This window comes from Marinobacter albus, from assembly GCF_030238305.1.
Classification (GTDB): Bacteria; Pseudomonadota; Gammaproteobacteria; order Pseudomonadales; family Oleiphilaceae; genus Marinobacter; species Marinobacter albus.
Genome location: NZ_JASSQD010000001.1, coordinates 329,219 through 347,279, shown reverse-complemented (window position 1 = coordinate 347,279; position 18,061 = coordinate 329,219). Strand labels below are relative to the sequence as shown.

The following is an 18,061-nucleotide window of genomic DNA, read 5'->3' as shown; positions in this document are numbered from 1 at the left end:
TCAGGCATGAAAAAAGGCAGCCGAAGCTGCCTTTTTCACGTTTGTCGCTTAATCCCTCAGGGATTAAAGAGCAACAACGTTCTCCGCCTGCGGACCTTTCTGGCCCTGGGTAACGGTGAACTCAACCTGCTGGCCTTCTGCCAGGGTCTTGAAACCGCTGCCCTGAATTGCGCTGTAGTGAACGAATACGTCCGGGCCGCCTTCACGAGTGATAAAGCCAAAGCCTTTAGCTTCGTTGAAGAACTTAACAGTACCGGTAGTAGTAGACATACTTAAACTTCCTGAAATCAATCATTTAATCTGCCGCCTCGCACCTTCTTGATGCAGGCTGGCGTTTACGGAAATACAGAACTCGCGGAATCAAAAACAGGACGGTCACTACTAACTGCGGAGGTACGTCTCATTCATGAAATGCTTAACTGAATCTTTCCTACCCACAGAACTCTACTCCTGAATTTCAGGATTGCCAAGTGGATTTTCAATAATTTAAGTAGGTAGTGTTACCCACCCATAGGCGCCGAAACCGGACCTAGCCACGAACCAATCCAAAGGTATAAATCCCGAGTGCCGTCATCAGCAATGACCCCACAACGTGAGCGAGGATACCGGTGAGCGCCATGGCCCATTTGCCTTCCTGGATAGCAGCGAACATTTCCAGCGAGAACGTGGAGAAGGTGGTCAGCGCACCGCACAGCCCGGTAATGGCAAACAGGCGCCACTCCGGTGCCAGCGTGCTACCGTGACTGAAGTAACCGATCAGCAGACCGATGAGCCAGCCACCACTCAGGTTGGCCACCAGTGTCCCGTACGGCACTGCATGGTAGGTGCTGTTCAACCAAAGGCCCAGAACCCACCTCAGATTGGCGCCAATGACGGCTCCGGCGCTTACTGCCAATACTGAAAGCCACATCGGGTTTGACTCCCCTCCTCTGCTGACTTGGCCCGTACCTTATTCGGCACGCATTCTTCGAGTATGCCGTTAAAGCGCAATCAAGTTAAGGCCTTATAACCGGGCACAAAAAAGGGGCGCCCGCCGGCACCCCTTGTTTAGTCGGAAACGGTTGGCCCCATCAGGCCGGGTTATGATCGATTACCGTATCCTTGTTGCTGGCAAACTCGTCAAACGGAAAGTCGTCGACCGTGAGCATTTCCAGCACGACGGCTTCATACTGCCGCATGAAGTCTGCCTCCTCTTTGGTGTAAACCCCCGCTTCCAGGGCCGCCTCGAAGCGCTCCTCCGGATGCAACGCGGTCATGGGCAGCTCGCCCTTGGCGTAGGCCTTGGTCACCTTCCGGTACAGCTGCTCGGCCTTGTCGTAGTCCTTCAGCAAACCATTGTATCGCGCCAGCGGGTTCTCTACCGTGCCTTCGCCATCGGTGGTCCAGACGCCGGAAATCAGCTTGTTACGGATGGGCGTGTCGGTGGAAATGGCCCTGGCCAGCTTGCGGGACAGGTCATCATGAGGCGCATCCCAGCGACGGCCCAGAGGCATGGTGATGCCCCGGAGCGCCATAGCCACGACCCGGTTCGGAAGATTCTGGAGGAATTCGTCAAGGGCGTTTTCAGTACGGTAAAGCAATAGGCCCAGGCTGTATTCCATCACTTCTTTCTCACCTTCCACCGGCTGGCCTTCGTGCCAGTTCTTCAACACCATGGAGGCCAGGTAGAGGTTGGACAACATATCGCCCAGGCGAGCGGAGATCAGCTCGCGCATTTTCAGCTCACTGCCCAGCGTCGTCATGGCGGCGTCCGCACACAGACCGAATGCGGCACTGAAGCGAGCTACCGCCTGCGCGTACCGGCGGCTGGCGCTGTCGAACGGTACATCGGCACGGCCAAGACCCAGCGCCTGGGTGAAGGCTCGGGCGGCGTTACCAAAAATCAGGCCAGCGTGCCCGAAGAAAGCCTTATCAAAGGCCTGGATGTCATCATTGTCCTTGGCCGCCAGCTCCTTCAAAACGTAGGGATGGCAGCGGATCGCGCCCTGACCGAAGATCATCAGGCTGCGGGTCATGATGTTGGCGCCCTCCACGGTGATGGACACTGCAGCACCGCTGAAGCCTATTCCCAGGTAGTTGCGGGGGCCGAGGGTCACGGTCTTGCCGCCGTGGACGTCCATGGCGTCAGTGAGCACGCCGCGCTGGAATTCGGTCAGGTGGTATTTGAGAATGGCCGAGGGTACGGCCGGCTTCTCGCCGCGGTCGATCATGTTGGCGGTGTGGTTCACGGCCGACTGGGCAATGTAGGTCTTGCCCACGATTCGGGCCAGCGGCTCCTGCACACCTTCCATATCCGCGACCGGGGTATTGAACTGGCGACGGACTCGGGTAAAGCCACCGGCCGTACCGGCCGCATAGGCCGCAGCCCCGGCTGCGCCGGAAGGCAGGGTGATGCAGCGGCCGACCGACAGACATTCAACCAGCATACGCCAGCCTTGGCCGGCCATCTCCTGACCACCGATGATGTAGTCCAGCGGAATGAACACGTTCTTGCCCTTGATCGGCCCGTTCAGGAACGGCGTGCCAATCGGACAATGGCGACGACCGATTTCCATACCCTTGGTGTCACGGGGGATCAGGGCGCAGGTGATGCCGTAGTCTTTCTCGTCCCCCAGCAGGCCGTCGGGGTCGAACATACGGAAGGCCAGGCCGACCACGGTGGCAATCGGCGCCAGCGTGATCCAGCGCTTCTCGAAGTTGAGCTCAATGCCCACCACTTCCTTACCATCAATCTTGCGCTTGCAGACGATGCCGGTATCCGGGAGCGAGGTGGCGTCTGAGCCGGCCCGTGGACCGGTCAGGCCGAAACAGGGAATTTCGCGGCCGTCGGCCAGACGGGGCAGGTAATGCTTCTTCTGTTCCTCGGTACCGTATTTGACCAGCAGCTCGCCCGGACCGAGGGAATTGGGCACCCCGACCGAGACCATCAGCATCTCGTTGGCGGCCAGTTTCTGCAGCACCGCGGTCTGGGCCTTGGCGGAAAACTCGAGACCACCGTATTCCTTCGGGATGATCATACCGAAGAAACCTTCTTTCTTCAGGAAATCCCAGAGTTCCTTGGGCAGGTCTGCGCGCTCGACGGCGAGATCCCAGGCGTTGCACATGGCGATGGCCTGGGTGCACTGGTTGTCCACAAACGCCTGCTCTTCCTCAGTCAGGCCGGTGTAGCGGTTGATCAGCAGGTTGTGCCAGTCCGGCTGGCCGGTGAACAGCTCGCCGTCCCAGCCGACGGTGCCGGCCTCAAGGGCAACCTTTTCCGTATCGGAAACCTTGGGCGCCACCTTCTTGAAGGTGGCGAAAATCTTCGGTGTCAGCCAGCTCTGACGGAAACCGGGCAAGCCCGCGGCGGCGGTGACACCGGCACCGACAAACAGAATCAGGGCGAGCCATCCGGAGGCAAAGATCAGGGACACAAGACCGACCACTGCCATCACGCCAATCGCCGGCATGGCACCGGATTCACGACGCATCACGATCAAGAGACCGGCCAGCGCCACAACAAACAGAAGAAAAGTCATCATAGGTTCTCTCAGTCATCCATGGTTCGGGAAATTATTAGACTAAAGTAGGTACGCCCACATTACCGCATCAGATGAAAGCATAACAGCGGTCGCCACGGAGTCAGTAATGCCGGTCACATACGGACTTACGCGGTTACGATAACCCGGATCCCTTCGAGCGCGAGACTGGCCCGCCCAATGGCGTCCCTCGCCGCATCCAGCTGATTCCGGAAAAAATCGATTTCTTCGTTGCGGATGGCCGGATTCACGACCTGGAGAGCCTCCAATCGGCGGATTTCGGGGCCAAAGCTGGCATCGACCCGAGCCAGTGCCTGCTCTTTTAACGGCTCCAGGTGAGGTTCCGACAGGCGTTCAACATGATCCACCATGGTTTCCACCTGGGGTCGTATCTGGGGCACGATTGCCTGAGCGGTCTTGCGCCGGATGTTGGAGCACAATTCGTTCAGCCGGTCATGGGGCAATGCCGCCGACAACTCCTTGCCATTCACGTCCACCAGCAGGCGCAACGGGGATACTGGCAGGTAACGGGTCAACTGCAGCGACTCCGGCGCCGGACAGTGCACGGTGAACAGCGCTTCCATCAGCAGTGTCCCCGGTGGCAGCGCCTTGACCGAGAGGCTGGCCAGGGCCGCCTTGCCCAGGCCGGAACTGGTTACGGAGTCCATCACCCCGGTCACCATCGGATGTTCCCAGCTCATGAAGGACAGGTCCTCGCGCTCCAGGGCCTGCTGCCGACTCCAGGTCACGGTAACGCCGTCTTCCGGTAACTCTGCCACATGGCCGGCATGATAGTGCTCGCCGGGACGCAACACATCCGAGTGATCGCTGTGGTCTTCCACATCCACACCCAGAATATCAAAGGCCTCGATCATGTAATCCCGCACCTGGGCAGAACCTTCCTCAGCCTCGATACCGTCAATCAACCGATCAGCCACGTCGCGGCGGCAGGAATTGAGTTCAATCAGGGCATCGCGGCCATTCTGAAGCAGGGTCCTGAGGCGTGCGGCCTCTTCGGCGGAGTGGGCAACCAGGTTGTCGACGACCCCGGTGCCACCCTCGATGGCCCGCTGCCACTGATCCTGTACCTTGTCCTGAACGGCAACCCCCACTGCACAGCTCTCGGCGAAGGCATTCAGGCCATCCTGGAACCACCGGTACTGCACTTCCTGGGCGGTTCCCTGCAGGTAGGGGATGTGAATATCGATGGTCTCGGTCTGGCCAATACGATCCAGGCGCCCGATTCTCTGCTCCAGCAGATCCGGATTGGCCGGCAGGTCAAACAGCACCAGGTGATGGGAAAACTGGAAGTTGCGGCCCTCACTGCCAATCTCTGAACAGATCAGCGCCTGGGCGCCCTGCTCGCTGTCGGCAAAATAGGCGGCTGCCCGGTCCCGCTCCACCAGACTGAGGTGTTCGTGAAAGGCCGCGCTGCGAATACCGGCCCGCAACTGCAAGTAATGCTCGAGCGCCATGGCGGTTTGCGCCTGGGCGCAGATGACCACGACCTTGGCCGGGCGCAAGCTGGCCAGCTTCTTCTCAAGCCAGGCAACACGTGGATCATCTGCCAGCCACTGCTCTTCCGCCACCGATTGTTCCGGCGAAAGCCCGGCCAGCCCCCAGGCATGGCCCTCGTATATGGCCGGACAGGGCAACGCATCCGGCATCGGCCGTCGTTCAGGAAAGCCCTGAATGGCGGCCCGGGTGTTACGGAATAGCACCCGACCGGTGCCATGGCGATCCAGTAACGCATCAATAATGGCCTGATGCGGGTCCTCCCCCGTCAGCAGCTCATCCAGTTCATCACCGAGCCAGGCCTTGAGGGCCTTGCGATCATCGCTACTGATGCCGGCATCGTTGCTCTCCAGCCGTCGCACCACCTCGTTGATCGCTTCGTACTGCTGCTCCTCCTTGCGGAAGGTTTCCAGGTCGTGAAAACGCGCAGGATCCAGAAGCCTCAGGCGGGCGAAATGGCTGGCCACTCCAACCTGTTCCGGTGTCGCCGTCAGCAGGAGCAGCCCCCGACTTGCTGCCGACAATTCCTCAACAACCCGATATTCAGTGCTGACCGCTTCGGGGCTCCAGGCCAGATGGTGGGCTTCATCCACCACCATCAAATCCCAGCCCGCTGCCAGGGCATCCTGCTGCGCCTGTTCGCTGCTGGCCAGGAAATCCAGGCTACAGAGCACCAACTGTTCGGTTTCAAATGGATTGACCGCGTCGTCGTCCCCAAAGATGTGGTTCACCAGCGAATCCACATCATTCTCTTCCTCTTTCAGGGCGTCGTAGCGCCCCTGGTCAATGATGGAAAACCGCAGATTGAAGCGACGAAGCATCTCCACCAGCCACTGGTGAATCAGGGAATCCGGCACCACAATCAGGGCACGCCGGGCCCGACCCGTGTGCAGCTGGTAATGCAGGATCAGGCCCGCCTCAATGGTTTTGCCAAGGCCCACCTCATCGGCCAGCAGAACCCGGGGCGCGTGCCGCTTGGCAACCTCATGGGCGATGTAGATCTGATGTGGCAAATGCTGGGTGCGCGCACCGATCAAGCCACCGACCGGGGACGCCCGTAACCGGTCCAGGTGCTGCAGGGTGGCCACCCGCAGACGAAAAGCACCATTGCGGTCAAACTGACCCGCGAACAGGCGCTGGTGCGGGGCAGAAAAGTTCACTGAGCCGCTGAGTTTGACTTCGGAAATCTGGTGAATGTCCTCGCCATCGTCGGCGTGGTACATCAGCACACCACCCTTGTCCTCCACCGCACGCACCACGTAGTGCGCTCCGTCAAAGGTCTGGATCTCCTCACCCAACTGGTAAATGATCCGGGAAAGCGGCGCATTGTCTATGGCGTAGGTGCGCTCTTCATCGGCCGCGGGAAAGCCCAGCGTAACGCGACGACCGGAGATGTCCGTGACAATGCCCAGGCCCAGTGCGGTATCGCTGTGGCTGACCCAGCGCTGACCAATGACAAATTCCGATTTATCCAAGTAACCTCCAGACAGAATTAATTTCGGGTGGCGCCGTTCTCACGCACCCAATAAGCCGTGGCACCGCAGACCGCCGCGGGCACAACCACAAGATTGAGAACAGGGACCATGGCTGCCAGCGCAACCGGCAAGCCAAATCCGAATGCCGAAAGCCGGGTGTCACCCAACAAACCACGCAGGGATTTGAAACTGACCTTGTGGTTGTCTGCGGGGTAATCGACATACTGCAGGGCCATCATCCAGCTGTTGAACAGGAACCAGAGCACGGCCGCCACCAGGTTGACCACCGGAATCAGGCCAATCACGAACAGGCCGATGGCCCGGGGCAGGTAATAGAGAATCTTCTGAACCTCGCGCCAGAGTGCCCGGGGGATATCCTTGATAATCGCACTCCAGCTATCTTCCGTGCTCACTTCCTGACCGGTGAGGTGTTTTTCGGTCAATTCCGACAGGTAACCGTAGAAGGGCGAGCCAATGAGGTTGGCCACAATCACGAAACCGTAGGCGAGCATCAGCAGGATCACCGCGCCATAGAGAATCCAGAACAGCCAGTCCAGCGCCTGCAGCCAGGCCCAATCCGGCAACCAGCCCATGGCTGCGGCAATCAGCCCGGCGAACAGCTCGGCAAGGAAATAGAAAAGAAGCCCGAACAACAGAATGTTGATGACCAGGGGGATTACCACGAACAACCGCAGGCCGGGTTGCCGAATCAGACGGAAGCCCTCCCCAAGGTAGCCCAGTCCACGAAAAAAGTTACCCTTGAGCATTCCGGCCGGCCCTCCGTTTCAATGACATTGACGGGGCGCAAAGCATATCATGTTGGAATCATTCCCACAGCCCGAGGCCTCCTAGGGAAATTCCCCCATGGCACTACTGAAAAACTGCGTTTTGCGCTTCCTGCACTGTCGTCCGCTTTGGCGCATTGCCCTGTTGATTTCCGTGCTGGCCATTGTATTCCTGGCAACCACCAGTACCCCCTACCCGGTACCGTCCTCACCAAACGACAAGTTCAACCACCTGATTGCCTTCCTGGAGCTGACCCTCCTCACCCGGCTGTCCTGGCCCGAAGTCAGAGCGTTGTGGTATCTCCCGCTGTTGCTCGCCTTCGGCTTTGCCATTGAAGCCATCCAGGCCACCCTTCCCTACCGGGACTTCTCGATGGCCGACCTGGCTGCCGACGGCGCGGGCATTGTCATCGGAATGATGCCCTGGCCGGGACTCCGCAACCTGCGGAAGGCAGAGATTTGAGAAATTCGCCCAACTTCATGTGAGAGATTTCCTACAAGGGCGTGAGATCTTGCAGCTATGTTGCGTACGTAACATTGTGCAACTCAAACTGGATGACCGCTAACACACTGTTACGGAATAGAAACCCCGTTGAGACGGGGAAAATCCGCACCCATCGACGGAATCCGTTCACACGATTGTAAAGCGCCAGTTGCTATAGTGTTTACATCAAGGATGACAGGGAAAAGGACGACGCACCGGACGCACCCCGGCATGGAATGCAGGGAGAGGCAAGGACACAGGGACGCCTCGCTTAAAGGATAATTATTCGGAACGCCGGCTAGGATGCCGGCACCAAGGAGCGGCTCAGGGACTCGCAACAAGGCTGTTGCCCCATGCGCAAGGACGCGCCGACCTGTTTCGACAAGGGCAACCCCAGTGGTTGCCCTTTTCTTTTATGCAGTCAGCAGTTACATATCCGCCGCGACGTAGATCCGCACCCGGTTGAACTCCTCGAATTCGTGGAGGTCAGGCCAGGTTCTTGCCTCAATGACCGTCTGCAGGTCGTAAACCGGATCACCCAATTCCCGAACTCGCGAATCCGCCAGCAGCACCCTTGATGCCGACTCACGGAACACTTTCAGCAGTGGCCGATTTTCCGGATCGTAGAGGACGTCCGCCGCCGTGACGACGTCAATGCCCGCCGGGCGTACATCCCAGTCGTCACACAAAGTTAACGATACGCCGTTCAGGGCCGCATTGGCCGACACGGCATCCAGTGCGGCAGGGTCTATGTCGCAGGCAATGACCTCCCGGGCACCCGCCAGGGCGGCGGCAACGGCGACCACCCCCGAGCCTGAGCCAAAATCCAGTACTCGCTTGTTCATCACCCAACGGGGGTTGGCCAGAATCCAGCTCGCCAGGACCTGACCGCTGGCCCAGCAGAATGACCAGTAGGCTGGCTCCGCCACCACCGACTGGGCTTCGTCGTGGCTCAGTGGCCCCTCAAGCACGGACGGGTCAAACAGATGGAGGGCAATTTGCGGGCAGCCGGCCGGCCGTGAAACCGCGACCCGGCCCTGACTCAGTGTACTGCGCAGATTCTGGTCTAGACGGTTGGTCGACATCAGATCTCCTCAATGGACCGGTTTCCGGAAGGCCGACATTGTAGCGGCCTCACCCCGCCAAAACAGCGCCCTACGCGCAGAAAAACGTCAATTCGGCTATACTGCCGCCTTACTTTTACTGACCGGTTATTCGCTGAAATGGCAACCAGACCCGACACCGACGACTACTTGGCACTGTTCCTCAACGACGTCCCGCTGATGGATGTACGGGCGCCTGTGGAATTCGACAAAGGGAGCTTCCCGAGCGCAGAGAACGCCCCGCTGATGAATGATGACGAGCGGCACCGGGTGGGTATCTGTTACAAGGAACAAGGCCAGGATCGGGCCATCGAACTGGGGCACCTGCTGGTTTCAGGCGACATCAAGGCCCGGCGGATCGAGGCCTGGAAGCAGTTCGTCGCACAACACCCCAACGGCTACCTGTTCTGTTTCCGTGGCGGTCTTCGCTCCCGCCTTACCCAGCAATGGATCAGGGAGTCCGGCATCGACTACCCGCTGGTCAAGGGGGGGTACAAGGCGCTCCGGCGTTTCCTGATCGACAGTCTCGAGGACCGGATCAAGAACAGCGAGTTCCGGATTCTCAGCGGCCGGACCGGTACCGGTAAAACCCGGGTTCTGCAGCAGTTGCCCAATCCGGTGGATCTGGAAGGGTTAGCCAACCACCGGGGTTCCAGCTTTGGCCGTCAGGTCAGCCCCCAGCCATCACAGATCGATTTCGAGAACCGGCTGGCGGTTGCCATGCTGAAGGCCCATCACCACAAGGGCGGGCCGGTGTATCTGGAGGATGAAAGCCGACTGGTCGGGCGGTGTGCCCTGCCGGAAAGTCTCCGGGAACGCATGGCCTCGGCCCCACTGATGGTGCTGGAGCAGCCGCTGGCGCAACGCATTGCAATTATCCGGGAAGACTATGTTGAAGGCATGTGTGCCGACTATTCGCGGCGGGATGGTGAGGAAGCCGGCTGGCTCAATTTCCGGGATTATCTGTTGAGCGCCCTCGACCGCATCCGTAAACGTCTGGGCGGGGAACGCCACAAGCAGTTGAGAAGTCTGATGGAAGCGGCGCTGGAACGTCAGGAACGGCAACAGGACCTCAGTGGCCACGATGCCTGGATCCAGGCGTTGCTGGAGGACTATTACGATCCGATGTACGACTATCAGCTCGGTCAGAAAGAGGGCAGGATCCTTGTCCGAGGGGGCCCCGATGTGATCCGGGACTGGACCAAACAGACCACGACTACGTAGATCACCTCTGATGAGGTGCGCCTGAATCATTCGCGCGACTCTTTTCTCTGCTATAACCATCGCGTACAGACCGATGTTCACCCTCGGGTTAGAAACACCACACTGATCAAACAACTAACGAGCAAGGAGTCCCTCTAATGGAAGATCTTTTTGGAGCTGAAGGGAACGCTTCAGAACTTCTGGACCAGGCTATTTCGCTGACCATGGCCTACGCCCCGAAAGTCTTGTTGGCCATCATCACATTGATCGTTGGCCTTTGGCTGATCAATCGCCTTGTCGGGGTTCTCGACGCCAAGCTTGGCAAGAAAGACCCCACCCTGAACAAGTTCCTGTGCGGCCTGATTGGCGTTGTACTCAAGATCCTGCTGCTCATTTCCGTCGCTTCCATGGTGGGCATTGCCACCACATCCTTCATAGCGATCATTGGTGCCGCAGGCCTGGCCATCGGTTTTGCCCTGCAGGGCAGCCTGTCCAACTTCGCGGGTGGAGTACTGATCCTGATCTTCAAACCGTTCAAGGTTGGCGACACCATCGAAGCGCAGGGCTTCCTCGGTGCAGTGGATGAAATCAGCATCCTCTATACCATCGTCAACACGTTCGACAACCGTCGAATCGTGATCCCCAACGGCAGCCTGTCCAATGCCACGCTGGTCAACGTCAGTATCTACGACAAGCGCCGTTGCGACATGACCTTCGGTATCGGTTACGGCGACGACATCGATAAGGCCAAGGCAATCCTGAAACGGTTGATGGAAGAGGACGAACGCAGCCTGGTGGATCCCGCGCCACGCATCTGCGTCGCCGGTCTGGGCGACAGTTCCGTCAACCTGATGTTCCGGGTATGGGTGCCCACCGACGACCTGTGGCCCTACTACTGGGAGATGCAGGAGAAGGTGAAGAAAGCCTTTGACGCCGAGGGCATCACGATTCCGTTCCCGCAGCGTGATGTGCATCTGTATCAAACCGAATGATCGGCGCGAACGGTTTCGCATTGATACAACCGGTTACTCGCAAACTGCGTAACCTCGACTAAGCTGACGGTTAAAGGCGGGGCCCACGGACCTCGCCGGCCGTCGGAGCCAAGCACACCAACAACGAGCGGCTCCGGAACGCTGTCATTACTGGTAGGAGGTTGTCACTATGCCGGTACAGCAGTTGAAAGAGTTTCTCGACGAGGCCGCTGTGGAATACATGTGCCTCTCACACCCGCCTGCCTTCACCGCCCAGGAACTGGCCCACCACGTAAAGATTGCCGGCGACCGGGTCGTCAAAACCGTAATCATCGAACTGGACGGCAAAATGGCGATGCTGGTCATGCCGGCGACCTGGCGTATCCGCTGGGACAGGCTTTCCCGGATTCTCGACACCGACTTTATTGACCTCGCCGATGAACAGGAATTTCAGGACCGTTTCCCGGACTGTGAGGTGGGCGCCATGCCCCCGTTTGGCAACCTGTTCGGCATGTCCGTCTACTGCAGCGAGGTGCTGACGGAACAGCCAGAACTGGCCTTCGCAGCCGGCAGCCACACCGAATCGGTGCACATGAAGACGGCCGATTTCCTGGCCCTGGTGCAGCCCATGGTGCTGAATCAGGGGTTCACCAAGCCGGGCGCGCAAAAACCCGCCTGGCTGGCGAAAGGGCGACGTCAGCCAGACGACGCCAAAGCGAGGGTTTCCGGCGCGGCCGGTTACTGAATTGGTACGGCTTCACTTGACCCGGGTTGGTTGTCTGATCTGCGCCATCGCGTAAACTGTGGGCATCAGACAGGAACCCGATATGACACAAGCATTTGATATTGTTGTGATCGGCGCCGGCATGGTTGGTGCCGCCCTCGCCACGGGCCTGGGCCAGGATGGCTTCAAGGTGGCCGTGGTTGACCGTTCGCCCGCACCAGCCTTCGATCCGGACTCGGCTCCGGACATCCGCGTGTCCGCCCTCAGCGCCGGTAGCGAGCGGTATCTGCAAGGCCTGGGGGCCTGGCACCCGATTCTGGCGATGCGCGCCACTCCGTATCAGCGTCTCTCGGTCTGGGACGAAACCCGCCACCCGCTGTCGCACCTGCTCCCCCGGACACTGACCGAAGTGGAGTTCGATGCCGCGAGCCTGAAAACGTCCCATCTGGGCCACATTGTTGAAAACTCGGTGACGCAACAGGCGCTCTGGCAGACCGCCGACGCCGAGCCTAGCGTTCGCGTGCTCGCCGGACACGGCGTCGCCACGCTGGAACCGCAGCCCGACTCGATCACCGTCACCCTGGACGATGGCCGCACCCTGAACGCGCAACTGGTAATCGGTGCCGATGGGGCGCAATCCAGAGTCCGCGACATGGCCGGAATCGGCGTCAACCGCAACCAGTACGATCAGCAAGCCATGGTTATTTCGGTGCGGTACCAGGGACCGGTGGAAGACATTACCTGGCAGGGATTCTATCCTACCGGTCCGCGGGCATTCCTGCCTCTGCACAGCGCCGGGGCCGCCCATCCGGGCGAAAGCTGGGCGTCGCTGGTGTGGTATGACGCCCCCGACGAACTGGCCCGACTCAAGGGTCTGTCCGACGAAGCGCTGATGCAGGAAATCCAGCAAGCCTTTCCGTCCGAGTTACCCCAGCTCACGCACATCGAGGCACGAGCCAGCTTCCCCATCGCCCACCAGCATGCCAAGCACTATTTTTCAGGTCGCGTGGTTCTGGCCGGCGACTCGGCCCACACCATCAACCCGCTCGCCGGCCAGGGTGTCAATCTGGGGTTTCAGGATGCCCAATGCCTGCAAGCCATGCTCAAGGAAGCCAGACGCGCCAACGTCGATCTGGCCGATCCCCAGTGGCTGAGCCAGTACGAACATCAGCGTCGCCCAGCCAACCGGCGCATGATGATGACCATGGACCTGTTCTATCATCTGTTCAGTAACCGCACGCCGCCGCTGCACCTGTTGCGTAATCTCGGACTGGGCGCCGCCCGGGCTTTGCCCTTCGCCCGAAACCAGGTGGCCCGCTACGCTATGGGCATTGATGACCAGTTGCCCGCGGTTCTCTCACGGCTAACCGACCGGATTCCCGGACTCAGGCAGTTGTAACAGGGCCCGGACACAACAACACTTTTCGACCACGAACCAGGAGCCACCATGTCAGAAACCATATTCACCAAGATCATTAACCGGGAAATCCCCGCGGACATCGTCTACGAAGACGAGGTCAGCCTGGCGTTTCGCGACATCAATCCCCAGGCACCGGTGCACCTGCTGGTCATTCCGAAAAAAGAGATTGCCAGCATCAACGAGATTGAGGAAGGCGACCGGGAGCTGGTCGGGCATCTGTATTGGGTGGCGAGCAAGCTGGCGAAGGAAATGGGCTTTGCCGAGGATGGCTATCGCACCGTGATGAACTGCGGAGAAAATGCGGGGCAGACGGTGTTTCACATCCATCTGCACCTGCTGGCCGGCAAGCCTTTCGGCTGGCCGCCGTACACCGACCGGATGAAACAGGCCTGAGCATTCAGGCCTGTCGGAGTGGGGTCTAGCGCCCCACCACGCGTTCGGCTTCTTCAACGGGTGTATGGCGCACATCCTCACCCTTCACCATGAAGATCACGTTCTCGGCAATGTTGCAGGCGTGATCACCGACCCGCTCCAGGGCGCGCAGAACCCACATCACGGACATGCACCGTGAAATGTTCCGGGTATCTTCCATCATGAAGGTGAGCAGGGTTCGGGCGGCTGCCTGATACTCCTCATCCACCCGTTTGTCTTCCTTCATGATGCGCAGCGCCTGCTCGGAATCCAGCCGGGCAAAGGCGTCGAGGGCATCGTGCAGCATGCTCAACACGTGGGTACCGATGTGTCGCACCTCCACGTAACCTCTCGGCGCCTGGCCCTCTTCCGCCAGCTTGATGGCCAGCTTGGCAATTTTCTTGGCCTCATCGCCCACCCGCTCCAGGTCGGCAACCATTTTTATCACGGAAATCACCAGACGCAGATCCCGCGCAGTCGGCTGACGACGGGCGATGATCAGTGTCGCTTCCTCGTCGATATCCATTTCCATCTGGTCGACGCGCTTGTCCTTGGCCCGGGTTTCCTCCGCCAGGTGACCATCACCGTCCATGAGCGCCTGGATCGCGTTTTCTACCTGGGCCTCAACCATCCCGCCCATTTTCAGGAACTCGGTCTTGAGATCCATCAGTTCATCATTGAACTTGTGGGAAATATGATCCCCGTAAACATCGTCCTTCTTTGTAGGCATACTCTGCTTCTCCAATGTTCCCCGGCAACGGAATCAGCCGAAACGACCGGTAATGTAGGATTCGGTCAATTCGTGTTCCGGCGAGGTGAATACTTTGTTGGTTTCGTTGACTTCCACCAGGTGCCCGAGGTGGAAGTAGGCCGTGCGGTGGGATACCCGAGCCGCCTGCTGCATCGAGTGGGTCACGATCACGATAGTGTAGCTCTCGGACAGCTCGGCAATCAGCTCTTCCACCTTGGCGGTGGCGATCGGGTCCAGCGCTGAACAGGGCTCATCCATCAGCACCACTTCCGGGCTCACGGCAATGGCGCGGGCGATGCACAGGCGCTGCTGCTGGCCACCGGACATGCCGGTGGCTGTGGCGTCCAGGCGATCTTTCACCTCTTCCCACAAGCCGGCCTTGCGAAGGCTGTTCTCGACGATCTCATCCAGATCGGACTTGCGGTTGGCGAGGCCGTGGATGCGCGGACCGTAGGCCACGTTGTCGTAGATCGACTTCGGGAACGGGTTGGGCTTCTGGAACACCATACCCACCCGGGCACGCAGCTCCACCACGTCCCGCTTGGAGTCGTAGATGTCCTGGTCGTCCAGCTGCAGGGAGCCCTTCACCCGGCAGATGTCGATGCTGTCGTTCATCCGGTTCAGGCAGCGCAGAAACGTGGACTTGCCGCAGCCGGAGGGACCGATGAAGGCAATCACCTCGTTTCGGGCAATGTCCAGACTGATCTTCTTGATCGCCCGGCTCTCGCCGTAGAACACCTCGACGTCACGGAGCTTGAACTTGGCGTCGTCGGAATACGGTTTGCCGACAGTCTTGCCTTCCTCGATAACGGTATCGGTCGGTTTACTCTCCGGAACCGGCACGGTCGCCTCATCCTGCGGGGACGCTTCACTGGTAATGCTTGAATTCATGGTATTCATCTTGATTCTCCTTACCACCGGCGCTCGAGGCGTTTACGCATCCAGATGGCCAATGCATTCATACTGATCAGGAAGGCCAGCAGCACCATAATGGCGGCTGACGCACGTTCGATAAAGGCCAGCTCGGGGCTGCCCGCCCACAGGAAGACCTGTACCGGCAGCACGGTCGCCGAATCAAAGAAGCCATCCGGCACATCGACGATGAACGCCACCATACCGATCAGCAGCAGCGGCGCAGTCTCACCCAGGGCCTGGGCCATACCGATGATCGAACCGGTCAGCATGCCCGGCATGGCCAGGGGCAGCACATGGTGCAGCACCACCTGCATCTTGGACGCGCCAATACCCTCGGCCGCTTCCCGGATCGACGGCGGCACACTCTTGATGGCGGCCCGGCTGGAAATGATGATGGTCGGCAGGGTCATCAGGGTCAGTACCAGACCACCGACGACCGGCACCGAGCGCGGCATGCCGAACAGGTTGATGAAAACCGCCAGGCCCAGCAGACCGAAGATAATCGACGGCACCGCTGCCAGGTTGTTGATGTTCACTTCAATGAAATCGGTGAACTTGTTCTGGGGCGCAAACTCCTCCAGATAGATCGCAGCCGCCACGCCAATCGGGAACGACAGGATCAGGGTGACGAACATCGTCAACAGCGAGCCAACAATGGCACCGAGGATCCCCGCTTTCGAGGGATCCCGGGAATCGCCACCGCTAAAGAACACATCGTTGAACGAAGTTTCAATCACGCCCCGTTCAAGCAATTCATCCACCCAGGCTTTCTGCTGTTCATCCAGCTTGATCGAGTATCCGGCATCGCCGGCATGCTTCACGTACACATCCACATCGGTGTGGGACAGGAAGGTCATCGTCCGGGTGGTGTTCAGCCAGTCCGGGTTTTCCTTCAGGGCGTCACGCAAAGTGACCGACGCATAGGGATTGATCAGGCCACGGATCTCGTCACGATCTTCCTCGGTGGCCCCCGGGATTTCCCGAATCAGGGCCTGGACCAACGGCTCGACAAAGTCCGCCATCTTGAGCTGGCGTTTGTCGGTGGGATCGTCCAGATACATCATCTCCCCGTCCAGATTCACCTCCATGGTGATGGACGTCTTCATGAACCCGGTGTAGCCCTTACCGATGATATCGGCAAACAGGATCACCAACGCTGACAGCGCGATGGCGATGGCCAGGATCCCGTAGGCCCGGAAGCGGCGCTCCTTGCGATACCGGCGTTTGAGCGACTGGCGGACAAGCTCCGCCTGTGAAGGTTGATCAGTCATACTGTTCCCGATATTTACGCACAATTTTCAGGGCAATTACGTTGAGCAACAGGGTGGACAGGAAGAGCATGGCGCCCAGGGCAAAGGCTGCCAGGGTCTTGGCGCTGTCAAACTCCTGATCCCCGGTCAACAGGGTCACGATCTGCACGGTAACGGTGGTGACCGTCTCCAGCGGGTTGGCGGTCAGATTCGCCGCCAGGCCGGCCGCCATGACCACAATCATGGTTTCGCCGATCGCGCGGGAGACCGCCAGCAGAACGCCGCCCATGATGCCCGGCAACGCAGCCGGGAAGATGACCTTCTTCATGGTCTCCGACTGGGTGGCCCCAAGGGCGAGCGAGCCATCGCGAAGTGACTGCGGAACCGCGTTGATCACGTCGTCCGAAAGGGAGGACACAAACGGAATGATCATGATGCCCATGACACCGCCGGCGGCCAGGGCACTTTGCGACGAGGCATTAATGCCCAGTGAGTCAGCCACATCGCTGATGAACGGCGCCACGGTCAGCGCCGCAAAGAAGCCGTAAACCACGGTCGGGATCCCGGCCAGCATTTCCAGCAATGGCTTTACCACCCCACGCACTTTCCGGTTGGCGTACTCCGACAGATAGATGGCGGAGAGCAGCCCGACCGGCACCGCCACGATCATGGCAATGGCCGAGATCAGCAGGGTACCGGTGAACAGCGGGATCATACCGAAGGCGCCCTCGGCAGCGACCTGATCCGCGCGCAGTGCTGTCTGGGGACTCCACTGGGAACCGAAGATAAATTCGGTAAACGGCACCTTCCCAAAGAATCGGACGGTCTCGAAAGCGACCGAGAAGATAATGCCGACGGTGGTCAGGATGGCGAGGGCGGCACAGGCGAAGAACAGCCATTTCAGAATGGACTCGACCTGTGACCGGGCATTCAGCCGGGGCCGTATCCGCAACCAGCCGAGAAAGCCCGCGAGGACGGCCACGGCGACCACCAGCACAGACATCAACATTCGACTCTGGGCCCGAAGGGCCTGCAGACGCTCGGCCGCTTCGGCGATAGGCGCTTCAACGAATCCCACCGGTAACGCACCGCTGGCCACATTACTGATTTTACTGAGCAACAGGCTGGCCTGTCCTTCAGTGTTGGGTACGAGCTCCGGAGGCAATCCCCCGACCACGATGAGCTGGATAACCTTGCCCTGGAAGGCAGCCCAAAGCCCCAGCACGAGGAGCGCCGGGATGCCGCTCCACAGAGCCGCTCGGGCGCCGTAGTAGAATGGCAGGGACTTGAGGTGACGGATGCCCCCCAGCGGCATGGCCAGGGACCGGGACCGTGCATACCCAAAGCCGTAAGCCAATACGGCGAGCACCAGGGTGAGCAAAAACAAATTAGCCGGTTGCATGAATAATCCTGTCTACGACTTCAAGTAGGCGCCCAGTTTACAGATTCAAACATTCCATGGCACCGGATGGGACTCCTGAACGTGCGAAAGGGTGCGGGCCCAGTGAGGGCCCGCACCCTTGTTTGTCCCGATTC

16 protein-coding genes are annotated in these 18,061 nt (G+C 59.5%); 6 read left to right on the top strand and 10 right to left on the bottom strand.

Annotated elements, in window-relative coordinates:
- Positions 1-63: 63 nt before the first annotated feature.
- The 5 genes from QQF73_RS01615 to cysZ form a co-directional block, all read right to left on the bottom strand.
- On the bottom strand, positions 64-270 hold the full coding sequence (locus QQF73_RS01615; protein WP_008172950.1) for a cold-shock protein: 207 nt from the start codon (positions 268-270) through the stop codon (positions 64-66).
- Between the two features lie 259 nt (positions 271-529).
- Positions 530-910: a fluoride efflux transporter CrcB gene (gene crcB, locus QQF73_RS01610; protein ID WP_285367009.1), complete on the bottom strand. Its 381-nt coding sequence runs from the start codon at positions 908-910 to the stop codon at positions 530-532.
- Positions 911-1,070: 160 nt separating this feature from the next.
- Positions 1,071-3,521: an acyl-CoA dehydrogenase gene (locus QQF73_RS01605; protein ID WP_228743347.1), complete on the bottom strand. Its 2,451-nt coding sequence runs from the start codon at positions 3,519-3,521 to the stop codon at positions 1,071-1,073.
- Between the two features lie 125 nt (positions 3,522-3,646).
- A complete protein-coding gene (gene rapA, locus QQF73_RS01600; RefSeq protein WP_285367008.1) occupies positions 3,647-6,508 on the bottom strand; it encodes an RNA polymerase-associated protein RapA in 2,862 nt (953 codons plus the stop codon).
- Between the two features lie 17 nt (positions 6,509-6,525).
- Positions 6,526-7,275, bottom strand: a complete 750-nt coding sequence (cysZ, locus tag QQF73_RS01595; RefSeq protein WP_219867165.1) for a sulfate transporter CysZ — start codon at positions 7,273-7,275, stop codon at positions 6,526-6,528.
- Positions 7,276-7,372: 97 nt separating this feature from the next.
- Between cysZ and QQF73_RS01590 the strand changes: the two genes are divergently transcribed.
- Positions 7,373-7,756: a VanZ family protein gene (locus tag QQF73_RS01590; RefSeq protein WP_285367007.1), complete on the top strand. Its 384-nt coding sequence runs from the start codon at positions 7,373-7,375 to the stop codon at positions 7,754-7,756.
- A 449-nt stretch (positions 7,757-8,205) separates the two neighbouring features.
- Here QQF73_RS01590 and QQF73_RS01585 read toward each other — a convergent pair whose 3' ends face one another.
- The gene (locus QQF73_RS01585) at positions 8,206-8,862 is read right to left on the bottom strand and encodes a class I SAM-dependent methyltransferase (protein ID WP_285367006.1); all 657 of its coding nucleotides are present in this window, start codon (positions 8,860-8,862) and stop codon (positions 8,206-8,208) included.
- Between the two features lie 138 nt (positions 8,863-9,000).
- Here QQF73_RS01585 and mnmH point away from each other — a divergent pair, with 138 nt between their 5' ends.
- The 5 genes from mnmH (at position 9,001) to QQF73_RS01560 (ending at position 13,591) form a co-directional block, all read left to right on the top strand.
- Positions 9,001-10,104 (top strand): tRNA 2-selenouridine(34) synthase MnmH, encoded by a 1,104-nt coding sequence (gene mnmH / locus QQF73_RS01580; protein WP_285367005.1) that lies wholly within the window; start codon positions 9,001-9,003, stop codon positions 10,102-10,104.
- Between the two features lie 137 nt (positions 10,105-10,241).
- A complete protein-coding gene (locus QQF73_RS01575) occupies positions 10,242-11,075 on the top strand; it encodes a mechanosensitive ion channel family protein (protein WP_219867169.1) in 834 nt (277 codons plus the stop codon).
- Between the two features lie 169 nt (positions 11,076-11,244).
- The gene (locus QQF73_RS01570) at positions 11,245-11,799 is read left to right on the top strand and encodes an aminoacyl-tRNA deacylase (RefSeq protein WP_285367004.1); all 555 of its coding nucleotides are present in this window, start codon (positions 11,245-11,247) and stop codon (positions 11,797-11,799) included.
- 82 nt (positions 11,800-11,881) lie between these two features.
- Positions 11,882-13,177, top strand: coding sequence for an FAD-dependent monooxygenase (locus tag QQF73_RS01565; RefSeq protein WP_285367003.1), 1,296 nt, complete (start codon positions 11,882-11,884; stop codon positions 13,175-13,177).
- A 48-nt stretch (positions 13,178-13,225) separates the two neighbouring features.
- Complete coding sequence (locus QQF73_RS01560; RefSeq protein ID WP_219867172.1) at positions 13,226-13,591, top strand: histidine triad nucleotide-binding protein; 366 nt, start codon at positions 13,226-13,228, stop codon at positions 13,589-13,591.
- Positions 13,592-13,616: 25 nt separating this feature from the next.
- Here QQF73_RS01560 and phoU read toward each other — a convergent pair whose 3' ends face one another.
- The 4 genes from phoU to pstC are packed head-to-tail and all read right to left on the bottom strand — an operon-like array spanning position 13,617 to position 17,927.
- Complete coding sequence (gene phoU, locus QQF73_RS01555; protein ID WP_219867173.1) at positions 13,617-14,339, bottom strand: phosphate signaling complex protein PhoU; 723 nt, start codon at positions 14,337-14,339, stop codon at positions 13,617-13,619.
- A gap of 33 nt (positions 14,340-14,372) precedes the next feature.
- Positions 14,373-15,260, bottom strand: coding sequence for a phosphate ABC transporter ATP-binding protein PstB (gene pstB, locus QQF73_RS01550; protein WP_219867174.1), 888 nt, complete (start codon positions 15,258-15,260; stop codon positions 14,373-14,375).
- Between the two features lie 11 nt (positions 15,261-15,271).
- Positions 15,272-16,546, bottom strand: coding sequence for a phosphate ABC transporter permease PstA (pstA, locus tag QQF73_RS01545; protein WP_219867175.1), 1,275 nt, complete (start codon positions 16,544-16,546; stop codon positions 15,272-15,274).
- A complete protein-coding gene (gene pstC, locus QQF73_RS01540; protein ID WP_219867176.1) occupies positions 16,539-17,927 on the bottom strand; it encodes a phosphate ABC transporter permease subunit PstC in 1,389 nt (462 codons plus the stop codon). Before pstC ends, pstA begins: the two co-directional genes overlap by 8 nt.
- Positions 17,928-18,061 lie beyond the last annotated feature (134 nt).